The organism is Sulfurihydrogenibium sp. YO3AOP1, assembly GCF_000020325.1.
Lineage (GTDB): Bacteria > Aquificota > Aquificia > Aquificales > Hydrogenothermaceae > Sulfurihydrogenibium.
Genome location: NC_010730.1, coordinates 1,097,718 through 1,115,695 on the forward strand (window position 1 = coordinate 1,097,718; position 17,978 = coordinate 1,115,695).

The window sequence follows — 17,978 nt, forward strand, 5'->3', positions numbered from 1 at the left end:
TTTTATGCAGCTTTTTCTTCTTCTAAAGCTTTTCTAACTATATCTGTCATGTGTAATTCTGGTCCATAAACTTCAATCGGTAGTCCAAGCTCTTCTGCAGCTTGCTTTATTCTTTTCAATCCAACTTCATAGTTTGGTCCACCTCTTCTGACATATATTCTTACACCTACTTGTCTCATTTTATCAGCGTATTCTTTAAATGCATCAATTATTCCGTCAAATGTTTTAGCTACGTCAGTAAAGTTAGCAATTGCTCCACCGATCAAAAGTATTTTTGGCTTTCCGGAAGGATGTTTGCTTCTTGTCATTAAGTCAAGGACTGTTTTAACATACTCTCTTGTTTCTGTTCTTGTTGGATTTCCTGAGTATTCACCGTAGTTTGCAAGATCATTTACATATCCCATATCTGCAACCGTATCTGCATATACAACAGAAGCACCACCACCGGCAACAAGAGTCCAAATTCTACCTTCTGGATTAAGTATTGTTAATTTTAATGATGAGCCAGACTTCTCATCCAATTCTTTAATGTATTTTTCTTCCGGTGTTAAATCTCTTCCAAATCCTGATGGAAACTCTAATTCTCCCCATTTTTTACCAACAACAAAACCGGCTGTATCATCAACCTTTCCAACAAAGTCTAATAAGTAAACGTTATTGTCAACCATTACGAGTGGGTTTATTTCAAAATATACAAAGTGCAAATCTCTAAACATTTTATAAGCTCTAACAACAAAATCTCCATATTTTTCTCTATCTTTAATCTCTTTTGGAACATTAGCTTTTATTAGTTTTTCAATCTCTTCGTCAGAAGCTGTTGGTGGGATGTGAACTTCTACTACTTTATCCCAGTTTTCTTCTACATCTATACCACCAAAAGCGGACATGTAAACAGTATCGTAATCGTCGCCCATTGAGAATGAGACATAGTACTCTTCCTCCGGTTTATGTGGAACAAATGGCTCTATTAAAAAGTGTGTTAAATGTCCTTTAACTCCATTAATTTCCACTTCTTCTTGCATTTTTTGTTTTATCCATTTAACCGCATCTTCGTATTTAACATCACCTGGTTTTTCAATTTTGTAAAGGACTAATCCAAGCTTTCCTCTCTTACCAAATAGCATATCCGGCTTTGCTACTAATGGAGTTTCTTTTAACCATGGATATTGCTCTGGAAGTTTGTCGAAATCTGTTTCTGGTGTAACGAGAACAGATTTAAACTCATAATTAAAAGCATCACCAAAGTAATCCTTCCAGTTTTGCGCGATGATTCTTTTACCATCGTATTCTCTAATTCCCCTTTGTGCCATTTCTAACCTTCCATCTGTAGCTTTTTTTGCTACAGGCTGGGATATTTGTATTCCGCCAAAATAAAAAACACCCCAGCAGGCGGTAATTATGATTTTAATTATAACATAGTTTTAAATAGAAAATCAAACAGTGTTTTATTTTTAAGTGAAAAGTATTTTAAAGTTTTTTCCATATCACATATAACTCATCACTTGATTTGTGTAAAAGTCATACCAATTTGAGAAAATTAAAAAAGAAGATCCTTTAGTTTTGAAGTCTCAGGATAACAGAGAAAATTAATAAAATATCATTCTTCCAAAGCTACAGCAAAGAATCTCAATAATTCTTTATTAAAAATGTATTATACATGTTCCCTACTTCTTCGAAACTGTTCCAAAAAATCCACATCATCATTCTGCAACCGACGAATAATCTCCATCCTTTTAACTCTCACTTATTCAATGTACGGGCAATTCATTAATTGCCTTTACTTTCTTGTTTTTTAAAAGAAGAGATCCGTCGGACTAAACTCCTCAGAATGGCACAAAAAGTAAACCTACAAAAATTTTTACAACACTCTCTCTACTTCTTTTAACTTATACAGTGTAAAAATTTACTTAACAATCTTTAAATCATCTACCACAAAATCTAAATTTTCAAAACCTTTATAATAATTAATCTCTGGAGTATAGACGATATCTATTATCATACCAACGCTTAATTTATCCAATAATTCCTTAGCTTTCCAACTTTTGGCATTATAGATATTTTTATTTTCATCTTTTAAGTTTAGAATTAGCAAATTCTTAGCCGGATTTGTAAAGAACTCAATCTTTAAATTTCTTGCTAAGAATTTCGGTATGGGGTTTTTCTCTCCAAATGGTTGTAAGTTATAAATTTCTTTAACTTTTTCAGTAGTCCAATAGGATAGTTCAACTTCCATGTCTATCTCTTTAACTGCCCATGGTTTTTCTTCTGCAACCTCTTCAACTGCTTGGTTTAATCTTTCTTTTAATTCTGGTATCAAATTTGTTTTTAAAGACATTCCTGCTGCCATTGAATGTCCACCAAATTTATCAAATAAATCTCTACATTTATCCAAGGCTTTATATATATTTACTTTTGAAACGCTTCTTGCTGAACCTACTGCTTTTCCGTTGTTTACAGATAAAATCACAGAAGGTAATTTATACTTTTCTGTTAATCTTCCTGCCGCTATTCCAACTACTCCACTATGCCAACCTTCCTTTCCTATTACTATCACATTTTTTAAATCTTGCTTCAGCAGTTCTTTTTCTGCTTCAGATATTACATTGTCTGTAAGTTTTTGTCTTTTTTTATTTAGATTTTCAAGCTCTATTGCCAATACATTTGCTCTTGATTGGTCTCTTGTGACTAAAAGCTTTACAGAATTTCTCGCATCTGCCAATCTTCCCGATGCATTAATCCTTGGTCCAATTATAAAGCCTATATCCTGAGATGTTAACTCTTTTTTTACTCGTGCAACGTTTAAAAGCTCTTTAATTCCAGCTCTTTTTTGCTTGTTTAACTCTTCAAGACCGATTTTTACCATAACTCTATTTATAAAAGACATAGGAACAACGTCTGCTACAGTTCCAATTGCCACAATATCTAAATAATCTCTAAGCTTTATATCAATATTTAAAAGTCTTCTTGTAATCGCTATTAAGTAAAATGCTATTCCTACCGTTGCTAAATGTTTAAAAAGTGGATTTATTTGTTCATCTGAATAAAATTTTGGATTTATGATATTTATTTTTTCACTTAAAAATGGTGGTGTGTAGTTTTGCCAAAGATAGGAAGGTTCGTGATGGTCTAAAACAAACACTTCAAGCCCTAAGCTTTTTGCATAAAAGAGTTCATCAAAAGCATTGGTTCCACTATCACATACGATTAATACCTTACCATGCTCGGACAGCTTTTTAATAGCTTCTTTATTTAGTCCATAGCCTTCAGAAAATCTGCTTGGAATATAGTATTTTGCATTTACGCCCAAATCTTTGAAAAAGTTTATAAGTAATGATGTGCTTGTAATACCGTCTGCATCATAATCTCCATATACAACGATTGGGGTTTTTCTTTTGATATGCTCTGCAAGTTTTATAGCTGCCTCTTCAAGGCTGTGAAAGTAAGAAGGATTTACAAGATTTTTTAATTCTGGAAAGATGTAATCTTGAGAAAAATCTTTATCAAATAGATCTCTCCTATTGTATAAAACCTGTGCAAATATTTCTCCATACTTTTTTACTAAAAAGTCCGGTGCTGGGTTTGTTTTTGATAAATCTATCCACTGATAGCCTGAAATTCCTATTTCCATTAATTATCTCTCTTTTTTGTAAATTTCAAAAGTTCTCCATTATTTGCGTCAATAGTTGCGTATCCTTTATCTCCGTAAACTTTAAAATAACACTCACCTTTTCTTGATTTGCTTAATTTTACAGAATGTATAGTTCCAACGTATGGACTTGCAATACCTTCAACCTTAGATACACTTAGATTTGGCTTACATTCTTCAGCGTTTACAGAAAAAGCTAAAATGAGTACTGCAAGAATTTTTTTCATCACGAGATGATACCTCTCAAGGATTTTGCATATAATAGAATATCATATTTTAGAGATAAACTTTTCAGCAAGCTTGTGAGGTTTTAGTTTTAAGTTTCCATTTTCAGACGTAAGAATAAAGGTATCAAATAAATTTACAAAAAAGTTGTTATCTTTGTGATTAAAACTAATATTTTTTATAGATGTTTTTGTGTTAAAAAGCGAAATAAATTCATCTGAGAGAATATTTATCTTTTCTTTAATATCTTCGATGATTTGATCAAGAATCGGCGGAAATTCAAAGGGTGTTTTTGTTTTGCAAAGATTTTTATCGTAAGATGAAAAAGTTCTACATACAAAAGGTCTTGATAGATATACTACACAAAGATTGTTGTCTAAAAATGGGCATGGTTGGTTAGTTATATCTTTAAGTCTTTTATAATCTTCCAATCTTTTAGCTGTTTTGATTTTTTCATCATCTGATAAATTGTTTAAAGATTTTATAAAATCCAACAATTCTGAAAAAGTTAGTTTAACTTCCCAGCCATAACAACAATAACTACATCCTTTTTCACAGGCTATTTTTGTATCTATTTTTAGTTTATTATCTATGTGTTGATTTAAATCCCTCTGAAATTCAATGACCTCTTCAAAAAGCTCTGGATTTTTGTATATCAAAATAAATGCTAACAATAAATCTTCTTTCATTGTTTACTGTCTTCTATTTCACGATACCGGCTTCATTTTGTTTATCCACTTTTTCCCTAATTTCCTTAATCTCTGATACGATTGATTCTAATTTGTCTAACATAATTATGTTTAATCTTTTTTGCAGCAGAATATCCTCATTGCTTCCAATTTTACTTTCAAAGTTTTTAATCAAGTCTTTTTGATAGACTTCATTTCTTACTTGCGAAAACTCTTTTGATACTTCCTCTCTTGCTAACGAAATTTCTTCTCTATTCTTTAATAAATCTTCTCTTAGCTTTACTATTTCAAATGTAAGCTCATTTTTTGTGTCGGTCAATCTATTCCATACTTTTAATATTTCATTTGATAATTGACTTCTTGTGTTTGATAAATCTTCTCTCAAATTTAATATGACCTCAGCAGTTTTATCAGCTTTATCTTTATCTTTAATCTCTTTTGTTCTGTTCTCTCATCCACTAACTTATATAATATTTCCTTCAAAGACTTATCTATTCCAAACAAATCCATATAAAACTCCGAAAATTTTTTACAAGGTTTTGTGAAATTATTATATTACGATTTATAAATCTTTAAAAATTTTTACATCTAAATCTCACTTTTTGGCTACATGTTATAATAATATTTTAAAAAATTTTTATATGGAGGATTTAATGGGCGTTAAAATTGATATCAACAGAATAGCAAGAGACCAGTTTATCTTAGTTGATAATCAACCTTATAAAGTAGTTAGCTATGAACACGTAAAACCAGGTAAAGGTCAAGCATTTGTTAGAGTGAAAGCAAAAAACATGAGAACAGGAAACGTTACAGAATTTACTTTTAAATCTTCCGACTCAATTGAGCTTGCGGACTTTGAGCAAAGATTTATGAACTACTCTTACACAGATGGTACCTACTACTATTTCTTAGATACAAACACATATGAAACGTTTGCTGTTCCTGCTGAAGCTATGGAGCATGAAGCACAGTTTTTAAAAGAAGGAATGCAGGTAGTTGTATTTTTAGATAGAGGAAACCCAATCGGCATAGAACTTCCAAAGCATGAAGTTTATGAAGTAATAGAAACAGAGCCAGGATTTAAAGGTGATACAGCTACTAACACATTAAAACCTGCGAAAATAGAAACAGGTGCAACAGTTCAAGTGCCATTATTTATAAACGTTGGAGATAGAATTAAAGTAGATACAGAAAAAGGAACGTACATAGAAAGAGTAAATAAATAAACTTTTACCTTCTTCGCTTTAGAAGATTGGAGGAATCATGGATAAAGAATTTATTTTTCAATTAATTGAAAAAATTAAAGACACTAAGATTGAAGAAATAGAGCTTTCTACAGAAGAATACAGTGTTTATATCAAGCAGTATTTAGGACCAAAAGAAGTTATATCTCAATCTCCTGCTTCTCAGATTGTTAACATTCCAGCTAATCCAGTTGTAGAAGTGAAAGAAGAAGTTAAAAAATCTGAAATTAAAGAAGAACAAAAACAAAAATATCATGTTATAAAATCGCCACTTGTTGGAACATTTTACAGGTCTCCATCTCCAGGAGCTCCTCCGTTTGTTGAAGAAGGAGATATGGTATCAAAAGGTCAGATTTTATGTATCATAGAAGCTTTAAAAGTTATGAATGAAATAGAGTCTGATGTAGATGGTAGAGTTGCTAAAATTTTAGTTGAAAATGGTCAGCCCGTAGAATACGGACAAGAACTCTTTTACATTGAGGTGTAATCGAATGTATCAAAACATACTTATTACAGGTGGTGCAGGATTTATTGGCTCTAACCTTGCTTTAAAACTACAAAAAGATTATCCAAACAGCAAAATCTTAGTTTTAGATGATTTTTCAAGTGCTAATTTTAAAAATTTAAAAGGTTTTAAAGGAATAGTTTATTCCTGTGATGTATCAACAGATGAGCTTTTTTTTAAGGTGGAAGATTTTAAGCCAGATGTAATTTTTCATCTTGCATCTATCACAGATACAACAGTAACTGACCAAGAGTATATGATGAGAAGAAATGTTGACGGTTTTAAGAATATATTAGAGTTTGCTTACGATAATGAATGCATTGTAGTGTATGCATCATCTGCTTCTGTGTATGGAAATGTAAAGGAGCATGTACCATTAAAGGAGGATAGAGAAAAATCTCCTGAAAATGTGTACGCTTTTTCTAAATACATCATGGATAACCTTGCACAAGAGTTTAGCGATAAAACAGGACTAAAAATCGTAGGCGTTAGATACTTTAACGTTTATGGTCCAAGGGAAGCCCACAAAGGAAAGTTTGCAAGCATGATTTATCAGCTTTATTTACAGATGAAACAAGGAAACAGACCAAGAATTTTCAAATGGGGTGAACAAAAAAGAGACTTTGTATATGTTAAAGATGCAGTAGATGCTACTATTTTAGCAGCAAAAGCTCCAAAATCTACTGTTTATAACGTCGGAAGTGGAGAGGCAACATCTTTTAACGATGTAATTAAATATTTAAATCAAGCACTTGGAACAAATTTAGAGCCAGAATATTTTGACTGTCCTTACGATTTTTATCAAGAGTACACCCAAGCAGATATGACTAAGATTAAAGAAGAGCTTGGATTTGTGCCAAGATATAGCATACAAAGAGGCATCAAAGAGTATGTTGATATTTTAGAAGGAAGAATAAATGACTAAGAAAATTGTCAAAGTAAGAGTTCCGGCTACGACGGCAAACTTAGGTGCAGGCTTTGATACATTCGGTCTTGCTTTAACACTTTACAATGAGTTTGAAGTAGAAGAAGCAGATGATGTATTTATAGAATCTTATCCAGAAAATGAATTTTTGAAAAATCCTGAGAATAACCTTTTTATAAAAGTAGTAAAGTATTTATGTGAAGCAGAAGGAAAGACATTTCACGGTGCAAAGTTAAAACAGACTGTCAATATACCAGTAGCAAGAGGACTTGGTAGTAGTGCAACAGCAATAGTTGCAGGCATCTTAACAGGTTTTGCAGTCCATAAAAAACCGCTGACAGATGAAGAATTTTTTAAAGTAGCATATCTATTTGAACCACATCCAGACAACCTTTTACCAGCTTGGAAAGGTGGCTTTATCACAGCATTAAAAACAGAAGATAAAACATATTACAGTAAAATAGATTTTCCACAAGAGTTAAAAGCAGTTGTTGTAATACCTGATTTTGAGCTATCAACAGAGCTTGCAAGGTCAGTACTACCAAAAGAAATACCATTAAAAGATGCAGTATTTAATATTCAAAGAGCATCATTATTTATAAGAGCATTGCAAGAAAAAAGATTTGATTTATTAAAAGTAGCAATGGAAGATAGATTGCATCAACCATACAGAAAAAGCCTAATTCCAAACTTTGATAAGGTTATACAGTATGCTTACGACTCAGGAGCAGTTGGTGCATCCTTAAGCGGTGCAGGTAGTACAATGTTAGCTCTTGCCTTGGATAATTTTGACAAAATTGGTCAGGCAATGGTATCAGCCTTTTCAGAAGCGGGCATAAATGCGAAATATCTTGTTTTGGACGTAGATACGGAAGGTGCAAAGGTTGAGATAGTGGAGAAGTAGGTCTAATTGAAGAGTTACCAGCAAGTGAGAATTAAAAATAAGAAAAGATGTAAGGGCGATTCATGAATCGCCCTCAATAATAAGATACTGAAAGTAGGTGAATCATTAGAAATTGAATAGGTGAGGAATTAAAAATCAGGATAGTTAAATTATTATTCTGAAGCCGGCGAAGAATCTCCTTCCTTTTTAAGAAAGGAGACCCTTTGGACTAAAGTCCTCGGGATGATGGAAGAAGGCAAGAAAAAACTTAAAAAAGGAGTATTACATGGAAGAAAATAAAATCACCAAACCAAGAGTTGTATTTTTAAAAACTCCAGACCCAAAAAATATGGTTGAGAATATCATAGATGGATTGAGTAAGTCTGTTTCTGCAAGAAATTTTGAAACAAAAGTTGTAGAAATCAACGCAGACAATCTACAAGAAGTTATCAATCAAATAGTTGAATTTAAGCCATTATTTACATTTGATATAAACTTGGACGGTATGATTTATGCAGAAAATGAAGGACAAAAACAACCATTCTGCGACCTGCTTGGAAACATTCATATCACATGGTTTATAGATGATCCATTGATCCATTTTACAAAATTAAAACCAGTTATTCAGTCAAATCAAATACTTTATGCAACCATTGATATAGAACATCTTCAATGGCTTAGAACTCTTGGAAAAAATGTTGCATTAATACCAGCAGGCACTAATCCAGCTAAAATTCCACCACCAAAAGAAAAAGAGTTTGAAGTGGCATTTGTTGGACCCCTGACAGACCCAATCCTTATAGAAAATGATTGGCAACAAAGATTTGACCCAAATTTATTTGGCTTTGCTGTTGAACTTGGAAGGCTTATTTACAGAAACCCAGACATGCCAATTAGATTTGCATCGGGATATTTATTATCTCAATTAAGCCCAGAATTTCAATCTGCATTAATACAGTTCCAGCAAGAAAACGAAGAAGAATTTTCAAATCTTCTTATAGAAATTGGCCTGTATGCTATGCATCTAAGAAGATGGAATATAGTTGATTCAATAGAAAATTATGAAGTTAACATTCTTGGTCCGGTAAACGGAGAAGTTAAAGATAATGTAGTAGTTTTTGAAGAAATTTATACTCAAAAAGATGTGATAGATTTTATCTCTAAATCAAAAATATCATTACTAAGTCAACCACCATTCATCCCATCAAGTCTTGGGTTTACAGTGTTTGACAGTGTCGCAACAGGAACTTTAACACTTGTTGAAGAAAGACTTGCTTCAAAATCTTTCTTTGAACCAGAAAAAGAGATAATTACATACCATCCAATAGATTTTATAGAAATAGAAGGAAAAATTGCTTATTATCTTGAAGAAGCTCTGGATGAAAGAGAAGAGATAGGAAAGGCAGGAAGAGAAAAAGCATTAAAAGAGCATACAATCTACTCAAGAGGCGAAATCTTAGCCAACATTATGGAAGACATAATCAGACAATCTATTCAAGAAGAAAAAAAACCGGAGGAAAAATAATTGAAAAGAGCTTTGATATCTGTTTCTGATAAAACAGGTGTATTAGAATTTGCAAAAGAGCTTAAAAATCTTGGATATGAGATTATATCCTCTTCAGGAACTGCAAAATATTTAAAAGAAAATGGCATAGATGTTATAGAAGTTTCACAAATAACAGGATTTCCAGAAATACTTGATGGTAGAGTAAAAACACTACACCCAAAAATTCATGGCGGAATTTTAGCCATCAGAGACAACCAAGACCATATGAAACAGCTTCAAGAAAATGATATTAAACCAATAGATATTGTAGCTATAAATTTATATCCATTTGAAAACACAGTTAAAAAAGGTGCTGATTTAGATGAGATTATAGAGAATATAGACATTGGCGGTCCTGCAATGGTAAGAGCATCTGCTAAAAATTATAAATACGTTGCCATAATAACAGACCCAAAAGATTATAGCGATATAATCAACGAGCTTAAAGAATACGGAGAAATAAGCATAAATACAAAGAAAAAACTTTCATTAAAAGCATTTAGACATACAGCCTTTTATGACAGTATAATTTCACAAGTTTTAAATGAAAAATTTGAAATAAACGAAGATTTTCCAGAAAGTTTAACCATTCCAATGAGACTAAAATCCGGGCTAAGATATGGAGAAAATCCACATCAAAAAGCATCTCTTTACATAAACCCACTTGAAAATGGCATTTCTGTTGCAGATAGTGAGATATTACAAGGTAAAGAAATGTCTTTTAACAACTACTACGACGTTGATTCTGCTGTGCTTTTGGTTAAAGAGTTTGAAGAACCAGCCTGCGTTATAGTGAAGCATAACAACCCTTGCGGTGTTGCAGTTGCAGAAAATATAAAACAGGCTTACACCTTTGCCCTTGAAACAGACCCAAAATCAGCATTCGGCGGAATTGTAGCATTTAATAAAGAAGTTGATGAAGATACAGCAAAAGAACTTACAAAATTATTTTTAGAGGTTGTAGTTGCACCTTCATTTTCAGATTCAGCGTTGGAAGTATTAAAAACTAAGAAGAATTTAAGAGTTGTAAAAGTTAAAAACTTTGATAAAAAATTAGAAGGAAAAGATATAAAAAGAATCTCGGGCGGTTATCTACTCCAAGACAGAAATTTAGGTCTCTATACAGAGTTAAAAGTAGTTACAGATAGACAGCCAACAGAAAAAGAGTTGGAAGATTTAATATTTGCTTTAAAAGTTGTTAAGCATGTAAAATCTAATGCGGTTGTGATAGCAAAAGACAAAAGAACTGTTGGCATTGGAGTAGGACAAACTTCAAGAGTAGATAGTTTAGAAACTGCAATCAAAAAAGCAAAAGAATTTAATCTACCATTAGAAGGAAGCGTTCTTGCATCAGAAGCATTTTTCCCATTTAGAGATAGCATTGATACAGCAGCAAAAGAAGGAATAAAAGCTGTTATACAACCAGGTGGTTCAATCAGAGACCAAGAGGTAATAGATGCATGTAATGAGCATGGAATTGCTATGATATTTACAAACATGAGACACTTTAAACATTAAGGAGTAGAAGGCTTGATTTTATTAGACGGAAAATCCTTAGCAGAGAAGATAAAAAATCAAATAAAACAAGAAATAGACCAGTTAACACAAAAAGGCTATAGACAACCTGTTTTATCTGTGATTCTTGTCGGAGAAAACCCAGCAAGTCAGATTTATGTAAATAAAAAAATTAAAGATTGTGCATCGGTAGGAATTAAATCAAAACCGTTTTTCTTACCTGAAAATATAACCCAAACGGAGCTTTTAGAGCTTATTGGAGACCTAAACGGAGATGAAGAGGTTGATGGAATTTTAGTCCAGCTTCCCCTACCATCTCATATAAACACGCTTGAAATAATAGAAGCTATAAACCCATACAAAGATGTTGACGGATTTCACCCAATAAACGTTGGAAAGCTTGCAACAGGAAGAAATGATGCAATACTTCCATGTACACCCTATGGAATAATGAAACTTTTACACGAGTACAATATTGACCATTTTGGAAAAGATGTTGTAGTTGTGGGAGCAAGCAACATAGTAGGAAAACCAATGTCTTTATTATTTTTAAAAGATGAAAAATCAACTGTAACAATATGCCATAAAAATACAAAAGACTTAAAGTCTCATACACTTAAAGCAGACATATTAGTCGTAGCAGTAGGAAAGCCGAAATTAATCACTGAGGATATGGTTAAAGAAGGTGCTGTTGTTATTGATGTAGGAATCAATAGAGTTGATGGTAAAATCGTTGGTGATGTAGATTTTGAAAACGTAAAGAAAAAAGCCTACGCAATTACTCCAGTCCCCGGCGGCGTTGGTCCAATGACCGTCGCTATGCTTTTATATAATACACTAGAAATTTATAAAAGAAAATTAATTGAAATATGAGATGTAAGAGGTGATGGTGATTTAAAATTTTGACTAAGCCTAAAAATAATTAACCTTTTGTTCAGCCATTCTGAATAAAGTAAAGAATTTTCTGCTTTTTTACCTCTTACTTTTCACTTCTTATTTCCTCGCTTTTTAAAAGAAAAGATCCTTCAGACTTACGTCCTCAGGATAACGGGAAAAGGTTGAATGATAGGTATCAGTTAAAGAGTGGCTTTATTTATTATTCTGCAGCCAGCGAAGAATCTCATATTTTTTGAATTTCTCGCTCACTGTATTATCTCAAAAATACAAATTTACATTTTTGATTTTCATAATCTCTTTCTTCCCACTTAATACCTTTTACCCCTTCCTCTAAACCTCTTACAAAAGCCTCTATAAATCCCCATCCACACCAGCATACACAATGCTCAATTGGTCCAAGTCCTCTTGGTTTTAAAGCTCCCTCATAAAATACACAATTACAAATATAAGCTTCATTACTATTTCTTTCTATTTTATACGCAAAGCCAAAAGCATTTAAAGATTTTTCAAGTAAATCTTCCCACTCTTCCTTTGGATGCTTTTCCATTAGAGATTTGGCAACTTCCCTTCCAAGCTGTCTAATTATTGCATATCCACCTTTCTGACCAAACATGTTTTGAACTTCATCTGCAAAAGCAAAAACAATATCTCTTCCAGTACAGTTTTCTTTGTTTTTCTCCATAACAGATTTCACTATATTATCTACAGCCTTTTCTCCAATGATCGCTTTGGTCAGATCTATCAAAGTATTAATAACTTCCTGATTTATCTCACCTTTTATCTCTGCCATGTTAATCCCCCAAAAATTATTCATAATAATTATATACATATAAATTATAGAAAAATTAGAAAATATATTAAACCCAAATTACTATATTATCAAGATAATGTATAAGTTATAGCAGTTTGGGAAAATTAAAAAAATGAAGAAAACTATGAGACTTTTCAGTTTGTTGCTTACTGACAAAGCTCCTCAACGGTGTCATTCTGAGCGAAGCGAAGAATCTCCTGTTTTCTCTATTATTTCTTTCAAACAAATAACATTAAAAAAGAGATCCTTCGGCTTTGCAGCCTCAGAATGTTCTATGTTAAATGTCAAGTACAAAAATTTTCATCAAATGGTCTTCTGCTTTTTAATACACCATATGCTTGCCTTAATAACTTATGTGCTACAGCTACTAATGCTAACTTTTTAGCCTTACCTTTACTTACTAACCTCTCGTATAATTCTCTGCAGTATTTGTTAAACCTTATTGCTGATAATGCTGCCATGTATAGTATCTTCCTTGTATATGGACTTCCCATCTTCTTTATCCAGCCACTTTTCTTTACACTCGTTCCACTTTCATGTATACCCGGACTGATTCCTATAAAACTTGATGCATCTTTTACACTCTTAAATCTTTCAAAATTTCCATATACTGATATTATCATTCCTATAGTCCTATCACTTATACCGGGTATACTTTTTAAAAGTTTATACTCTTCTTGATAATTCTTCTTAGACGGGAGTTAAAATAATGTTGTGTCTAAATAAAATTATAAGGAGGAGTAGTAATGAATAAAAAAGAATACTTTGAAAAAGTGTTAGACAGATCAACTGAAGAATTAGTAAAAGAACTTTTCCCAAACGGTATAACAACTCAAGAAAAGATAGGTATAAGAAAACTTTTAGAATCTGTTGTGGAACTGATTATGAATCAGGAAAGAAATTTCTTCCTTGAAAATGATAAAGACAACAAAGCAAATGGATATTATGAAAGAAGCCTAAATACTGGTTCTTTCAAGCTTAACATAAATGTTTCAAGAGATAGAAAGGGTAAATTTAGACCACAAATATTACCTGACCCTTACAAAAGAGTTGATGAAGATTATATAGACCTTCTTATGAGTTTGGTATCCAATGGATACTCAGAAAGCAAGATAGATTCTACATTAAAAAGCTTGGGCTTAAACTACTCAAAACAACATATGGATAAAATCAAAAAAGAGCTTATAGAAAGACTTAATGATTTTAAAACAAGAGAGCTTCCATCGGATGCATTTGTACTGTATATAGATGCATACCACTGTGATATAAAAGAGAAAAACAAAATCAGAAAAGCTTCTGTCTATGTAGTTCTTGGAGTGGACTTACAAGGAAATAAAGATATATTTGGATTTTATACATTTTTCAGTAGTGAAAACAAAGCAGACTGGATAAAAGTATTCAATGATTTAATAGATAGAGGACTAAAAAGAGTAATGCTTATAGTAAGTGATGATTTTCCTGGGATAACAAAAGCCATAGAAACACTATTTCCTTATACAGACCATCAGCTATGTTTAGCCCATTTACAAAGAAACGTTAGAAATCAGATGGATAAAGAAGATTCACAAGTATTTAACAAAGAATTAAAAAACATAAAAGAAAACAGCTTAGATTATGAAGATGGATTAGAAAAATTAGATGACTTATGTAGCAAAAAATACAGTGGAAAGTGTTAATAGTACGATAGAGAAAGTAAGAATAAATTTAGGTGGATATTTTCAATCTGTGGACATTCTTGAGATAAATCTGCTTATACAAAGAGACAATTTAAAGAATGGAAAATGGAAAAAGCCTATACCTGCTTTTAAAGGAGTCTCTTATGAAATTTTACAATTGTTTAATAAAAAGTTTTCAATCCAGACACAAAATTATTGACAAGTCTCTCTTAGACAATTCTTTTATCTCTTTCTCAAGTTCTTTTATGTTCTTTTCTATTTTTCTGATTATCTCATCATAATATTCCAAGTTCTCTTTCAATTTTTTCATGGTACATGACTTAATGATTCTCTTTGATTTCTTAGCATTGTAAGCTGTTTTTGTAGGTCTTCCAATATCTTTAGTTTTACTTCTATTTCTTTTTCTACATCTGATTTTGGTTTATAAAGCTCTCCATCAAAAAACATTCTTCCATATTCTGCTGTTGTAGTATGAATCAGCTTTATCTGTTTTTACTCCCGCATGTTCCATTATGATAAGCATATCTGACTGCTTAAACTTCTTCAAAAATGGCTTTATTTTCATTTCAAACTCTACCGGGTCTGATTTAACTTCAAAATTTTCTTTCTTGTTATCATACAAAACTGTAGCAGTGAATGAGTTTTTAGATACATCAACTCCTATAACAATTTTGTAGTTATTCATATGAGCACCTCCTTTTTTAAAATACTTGACATGAAAGAACTTCCTGATAACCTATCATCGTGGTTAAATACAGGCTTAAAAGCCTAATGTTCTTACTGCAGGTTTTAGGAAGTAGAGGAAGGACAGTCTAAAACATTCTGATCGGTCTTAAAAGACAAATGACAGTCACTTGATCTGTCCTTCCATTTTTCTCCCATGTCTATAATTATTATAAAACTTATTCTCTTATAGTTTAAAAAAATTTTTAGTATATTTAATATACGATGACCAGGAAGAAACAATATTCCTCGGACTTTCATACTCGGTATGACAAAAAACCTACCAATGGTGTCATTCTGAGCGTAAGCGAAGAATCTCCTGTTTTTCTTTTCAAAACACTTAAGTAAGGGTTCCTTCAGCCTTCTGCTTAAGGATGGCGGGCAAAGGTAAAGTTATATTTACATATACACTCTACAGCTTACAAAAGTTTTAGAATACCCTCACAGGCATATTGACTTATGATGAACAAGATTATGAGTAATATAGAAATTAAAAATGTGGCAAGTAATATATGATGTTTAAGAGATTTTAAAATACCCTTTACGCTCTAACTTTCTTACATCTTTTAAAATCAAAAAACCCTCCCATTAGGAGGGCATTATAATTAATTAAACGTCAAAGTAAAGTTCAAATTCTTTTGGATGTGGAACTAATCTGATTGCATCTTGCTCTGCTTGTTTTGTTTCAATCCACATATTGATAAAGTCTTTATCCATTACGCCACCTTTGAGTAAAAACTCGTTGTCTTCTTTTAATGCATCGATAGCTTCTTGGAGAGATCCTGGAGTTTGTGGAACGTTTGCAAGCTCTTCTGGTGGTAATGAGTAGATATCTTTATCAAGAGGTTCGCCTGGATGGATTTTATTTTCAATACCATCAATAGCAGCCATCAATAAAGCTGTAAACGTTAAGTATGGGTTAGAAGATGCATCCGGGAATCTTACTTCAATTCTTTTAGCCTTTGGAGATGCTTCACCAACAGGAATTCTGATCGCAGCAGACCTGTTTCTTGCAGAGTATGCAAGTCTTACAGGAGCTTCAAATCCAGGTACTAATCTATGGTAAGAGTTTGTAGTTGGGTTAGAGAATGCACAAATAGCTTTTGCATGTTTAATGATTCCACCAATAGCATAGAGAGCTATTTCTGATAATCCACCGTATCCATTACCAGCAAACAGGTTTTGTCCGTTGTTCCAGATTGAGAAGTGGCAGTGCATACCGCTACCATTATCGCCTGCTAATGGTTTTGGCATAAATGTTACGAATTTTCCATATCTGTATCCAACGTTTCTAAGTACATATTTGTATTTTAATATGTTATCACCTGAACCAATGATATCTGAAAATCTGAAGTTGATTTCTCCTTGTCCTGCTGTTGCTACTTCATGGTGTTCTCTTTCTACTGTAATACCTACTTCTTCAAGTGTTTTAACCATATCCATTCTTATATGATGAGTTTTGTCCAATGGAGAAACTGGGAAGTATCCTCTTTTATAAGGTATTTTATATCCAAGATTTGGGTTTTCTTCTCTTGCAGTATTCCACCATGCTTCTTCAGAATCTACTTGGTAGTAAGCATGGTTAGGTCCTGAGCTGAATCTAATATCATCAAAAATAAAGAATTCTGCTTCTGGACCAAAGTAGGCTATATCACCAATACCTGAAGATCTCAAAAATTCAAGAGCTTTTTTAGCAATTTGTCTTGTGTCTCTTGAGTATGGCTCTTTAGTTATTGGGTCAACAACATCGCAGATTAAAGATAAAGTTGGTTCTTCTATGAATGGGTCGATGAATGCTGTTTTTGGGTCTGGAATTAATAACATATCTGATTCTTGAATACCTTTCCAACCTCTTATTGATGAACCATCAAACGGAATTCCGTTTTCAAATGAATGGAGACCAAACTCATGAGTTGGGATTGTTAAATGTTGCCACTGACCAAATGGGTCTGAAAACTTAAAATCAATAAAGGCAATACCTTTTTCTGAAATTACACGCATCACATCATCTGGTGTTTGACATTGAATCATTGCCATTTTAAAAAACCTCCTTTATAAAAAATTAATTGTTTTTAGATTAAACTGCTTCTGGACCTCTTTCTCCTGTTCTTATTCTTATTACATCTTCTATTGGAATTATAAAAATTTTTCCATCTCCAATTCTTCCGGTTCTTGCAGCCTGCATTATAGCTTCTACTACTTTTTCAACCTGTGCATCATCTACAACAACTTCTATTTTTAACTTAGGAAGGAAATCTATTACATACTCTGCTCCTCTGTATAACTCAGTATGACCTTTTTGTCTTCCAAATCCTTTTGCTTCTGTAACAGTCATACCATAGATTCCAATGTTCGTCAGTGCATCTTTAACTTCATCAAGCTTGAAAGGTTTAATAATTGCTTCAATTTTTTTCATAACATACCTCCATTTTTATTATAAGAAAATTTCATGCCAAATCTTTATTTCTTGATTTTACTAATACTTAAATATTTTAACATTTTTAAAATCTATAGATATTGCATATTTTCAGTGCAATTTATTATTAATAAATTTAAAAATATGATCCTTCGGACTAAAGTCCTCAGGATGACAAACAACTAAAAACGTTATCTGAGGAATATCACTATTTTCAAACCTCTAATATATTGCATATTTTAAGTGCAACTCATATTTTATTTTGCATATTTATTGT

Annotated in this window: 15 protein-coding genes and 3 pseudogenes; 8 read left to right on the forward strand and 10 right to left on the reverse strand. The window is 32.3% G+C overall.

The window, feature by feature from the left end; all coding sequences use genetic code 11:
• Nucleotides 1-2: 2 nt before the first annotated feature.
• From SYO3AOP1_RS05480 to SYO3AOP1_RS05500, 5 genes are all read right to left on the reverse strand, one after another.
• Nucleotides 3-1,310: an ATP citrate lyase citrate-binding domain-containing protein gene (locus tag SYO3AOP1_RS05480; RefSeq protein ID WP_012459743.1), complete on the reverse strand. Its 1,308-nt coding sequence runs from the start codon at nt 1,308-1,310 to the stop codon at nt 3-5.
• 593 nt (nt 1,311-1,903) lie between these two features.
• A complete protein-coding gene (gene recJ, locus SYO3AOP1_RS05485; protein WP_012459744.1) occupies nt 1,904-3,628 on the reverse strand; it encodes a single-stranded-DNA-specific exonuclease RecJ in 1,725 nt (574 codons plus the stop codon).
• Nucleotides 3,628-3,873, reverse strand: a complete 246-nt coding sequence (locus SYO3AOP1_RS05490; protein ID WP_281340533.1) for a curli assembly protein CsgG — start codon at nt 3,871-3,873, stop codon at nt 3,628-3,630. The genes recJ and SYO3AOP1_RS05490 overlap by 1 nt, the downstream gene beginning before the upstream one ends.
• A gap of 42 nt (nt 3,874-3,915) precedes the next feature.
• Entirely contained in the window at nt 3,916-4,560 is a 645-nt protein-coding gene (locus SYO3AOP1_RS05495) for a YkgJ family cysteine cluster protein (protein ID WP_012459746.1), read from the reverse strand.
• A 13-nt stretch (nt 4,561-4,573) separates the two neighbouring features.
• A complete protein-coding gene (locus tag SYO3AOP1_RS05500) occupies nt 4,574-4,945 on the reverse strand; it encodes a hypothetical protein (RefSeq protein ID WP_012459747.1) in 372 nt (123 codons plus the stop codon).
• Between the two features lie 268 nt (nt 4,946-5,213).
• Between SYO3AOP1_RS05500 and efp the strand changes: the two genes are divergently transcribed.
• The 7 genes from efp to folD all read left to right on the forward strand — a co-directional run bounded on the left by efp (nt 5,214) and on the right by folD (nt 12,051).
• The gene (gene efp / locus SYO3AOP1_RS05505) at nt 5,214-5,786 is read left to right on the forward strand and encodes an elongation factor P (RefSeq protein ID WP_012459748.1); all 573 of its coding nucleotides are present in this window, start codon (nt 5,214-5,216) and stop codon (nt 5,784-5,786) included.
• Between the two features lie 37 nt (nt 5,787-5,823).
• Nucleotides 5,824-6,291, forward strand: coding sequence for an acetyl-CoA carboxylase biotin carboxyl carrier protein (gene accB / locus SYO3AOP1_RS05510; RefSeq protein ID WP_012459749.1), 468 nt, complete (start codon nt 5,824-5,826; stop codon nt 6,289-6,291).
• A 4-nt stretch (nt 6,292-6,295) separates the two neighbouring features.
• Nucleotides 6,296-7,234 carry an ADP-glyceromanno-heptose 6-epimerase gene (gene rfaD, locus SYO3AOP1_RS05515; protein ID WP_012459750.1) on the forward strand — a complete coding sequence of 313 codons (939 nt, stop codon included), beginning with the start codon at nt 6,296-6,298 and terminating at the stop codon, nt 7,232-7,234.
• Nucleotides 7,227-8,138 carry a homoserine kinase gene (thrB, locus tag SYO3AOP1_RS05520; RefSeq protein WP_012459751.1) on the forward strand — a complete coding sequence of 304 codons (912 nt, stop codon included), beginning with the start codon at nt 7,227-7,229 and terminating at the stop codon, nt 8,136-8,138. Before rfaD ends, thrB begins: the two co-directional genes overlap by 8 nt.
• Before the next feature lie 265 nt (nt 8,139-8,403).
• A complete protein-coding gene (locus SYO3AOP1_RS05525; protein WP_012459752.1) occupies nt 8,404-9,642 on the forward strand; it encodes a glycosyltransferase in 1,239 nt (412 codons plus the stop codon).
• Nucleotides 9,643-11,181: a bifunctional phosphoribosylaminoimidazolecarboxamide formyltransferase/IMP cyclohydrolase gene (gene purH / locus SYO3AOP1_RS05530; RefSeq protein WP_012459753.1), complete on the forward strand. Its 1,539-nt coding sequence runs from the start codon at nt 9,643-9,645 to the stop codon at nt 11,179-11,181.
• Between the two features lie 12 nt (nt 11,182-11,193).
• On the forward strand, nt 11,194-12,051 hold the full coding sequence (gene folD, locus SYO3AOP1_RS05535) for a bifunctional methylenetetrahydrofolate dehydrogenase/methenyltetrahydrofolate cyclohydrolase FolD (RefSeq protein WP_012459754.1): 858 nt from the start codon (nt 11,194-11,196) through the stop codon (nt 12,049-12,051).
• Between the two features lie 277 nt (nt 12,052-12,328).
• On the opposite strand, the gene SYO3AOP1_RS05540 is transcribed toward folD, so the two are convergent.
• Nucleotides 12,329-12,865, reverse strand: a complete 537-nt coding sequence (locus SYO3AOP1_RS05540; protein WP_012459755.1) for a hypothetical protein — start codon at nt 12,863-12,865, stop codon at nt 12,329-12,331.
• A 305-nt stretch (nt 12,866-13,170) separates the two neighbouring features.
• Nucleotides 13,171-13,581 (reverse strand): annotated as a pseudogene (locus SYO3AOP1_RS05545) (IS110 family transposase); the annotation flags it as partial.
• 51 nt (nt 13,582-13,632) lie between these two features.
• Between SYO3AOP1_RS05545 and SYO3AOP1_RS05550 the strand changes: the two are divergent.
• Nucleotides 13,633-14,761 (forward strand): annotated as a pseudogene (locus SYO3AOP1_RS05550) (IS256 family transposase).
• A 6-nt stretch (nt 14,762-14,767) separates the two neighbouring features.
• Here the strand turns inward: SYO3AOP1_RS05550 and SYO3AOP1_RS09845 are convergent.
• The 3 genes and pseudogenes from SYO3AOP1_RS09845 to SYO3AOP1_RS05565 all read right to left on the reverse strand — a co-directional run.
• A pseudogene (locus SYO3AOP1_RS09845) lies at nt 14,768-15,247 on the reverse strand (IS110 family transposase); the annotation flags it as partial.
• A gap of 647 nt (nt 15,248-15,894) precedes the next feature.
• Nucleotides 15,895-17,322: a type I glutamate--ammonia ligase gene (gene glnA / locus SYO3AOP1_RS05560; protein ID WP_012459758.1), complete on the reverse strand. Its 1,428-nt coding sequence runs from the start codon at nt 17,320-17,322 to the stop codon at nt 15,895-15,897.
• A gap of 40 nt (nt 17,323-17,362) precedes the next feature.
• Nucleotides 17,363-17,701: a P-II family nitrogen regulator gene (locus SYO3AOP1_RS05565; RefSeq protein ID WP_007545779.1), complete on the reverse strand. Its 339-nt coding sequence runs from the start codon at nt 17,699-17,701 to the stop codon at nt 17,363-17,365.
• Nucleotides 17,702-17,978 lie beyond the last annotated feature (277 nt).

Coding starts and splice junctions, on each gene's coding strand:
- SYO3AOP1_RS05480 (WP_012459743.1), bottom strand. CDS start 1,310: ATGGCACAAAGGGGAATTAGAGAATACGATGGTAAAAGAATCATCGCG.
- recJ (WP_012459744.1), bottom strand. CDS start 3,628: ATGGAAATAGGAATTTCAGGCTATCAGTGGATAGATTTATCAAAAACA.
- SYO3AOP1_RS05525 (WP_012459752.1), top strand. CDS start 8,404: ATGGAAGAAAATAAAATCACCAAACCAAGAGTTGTATTTTTAAAAACT.
- SYO3AOP1_RS05540 (WP_012459755.1), bottom strand. CDS start 12,865: ATGGCAGAGATAAAAGGTGAGATAAATCAGGAAGTTATTAATACTTTG.
- thrB (WP_012459751.1), top strand. CDS start 7,227: ATGACTAAGAAAATTGTCAAAGTAAGAGTTCCGGCTACGACGGCAAAC.
- SYO3AOP1_RS05495 (WP_012459746.1), bottom strand. CDS start 4,560: ATGAAAGAAGATTTATTGTTAGCATTTATTTTGATATACAAAAATCCA.
- SYO3AOP1_RS05565 (WP_007545779.1), bottom strand. CDS start 17,701: ATGAAAAAAATTGAAGCAATTATTAAACCTTTCAAGCTTGATGAAGTT.
- SYO3AOP1_RS05490 (WP_281340533.1), bottom strand. CDS start 3,873: ATGAAAAAAATTCTTGCAGTACTCATTTTAGCTTTTTCTGTAAACGCT.
- accB (WP_012459749.1), top strand. CDS start 5,824: ATGGATAAAGAATTTATTTTTCAATTAATTGAAAAAATTAAAGACACT.
- efp (WP_012459748.1), top strand. CDS start 5,214: ATGGGCGTTAAAATTGATATCAACAGAATAGCAAGAGACCAGTTTATC.
- glnA (WP_012459758.1), bottom strand. CDS start 17,322: ATGGCAATGATTCAATGTCAAACACCAGATGATGTGATGCGTGTAATT.
- rfaD (WP_012459750.1), top strand. CDS start 6,296: ATGTATCAAAACATACTTATTACAGGTGGTGCAGGATTTATTGGCTCT.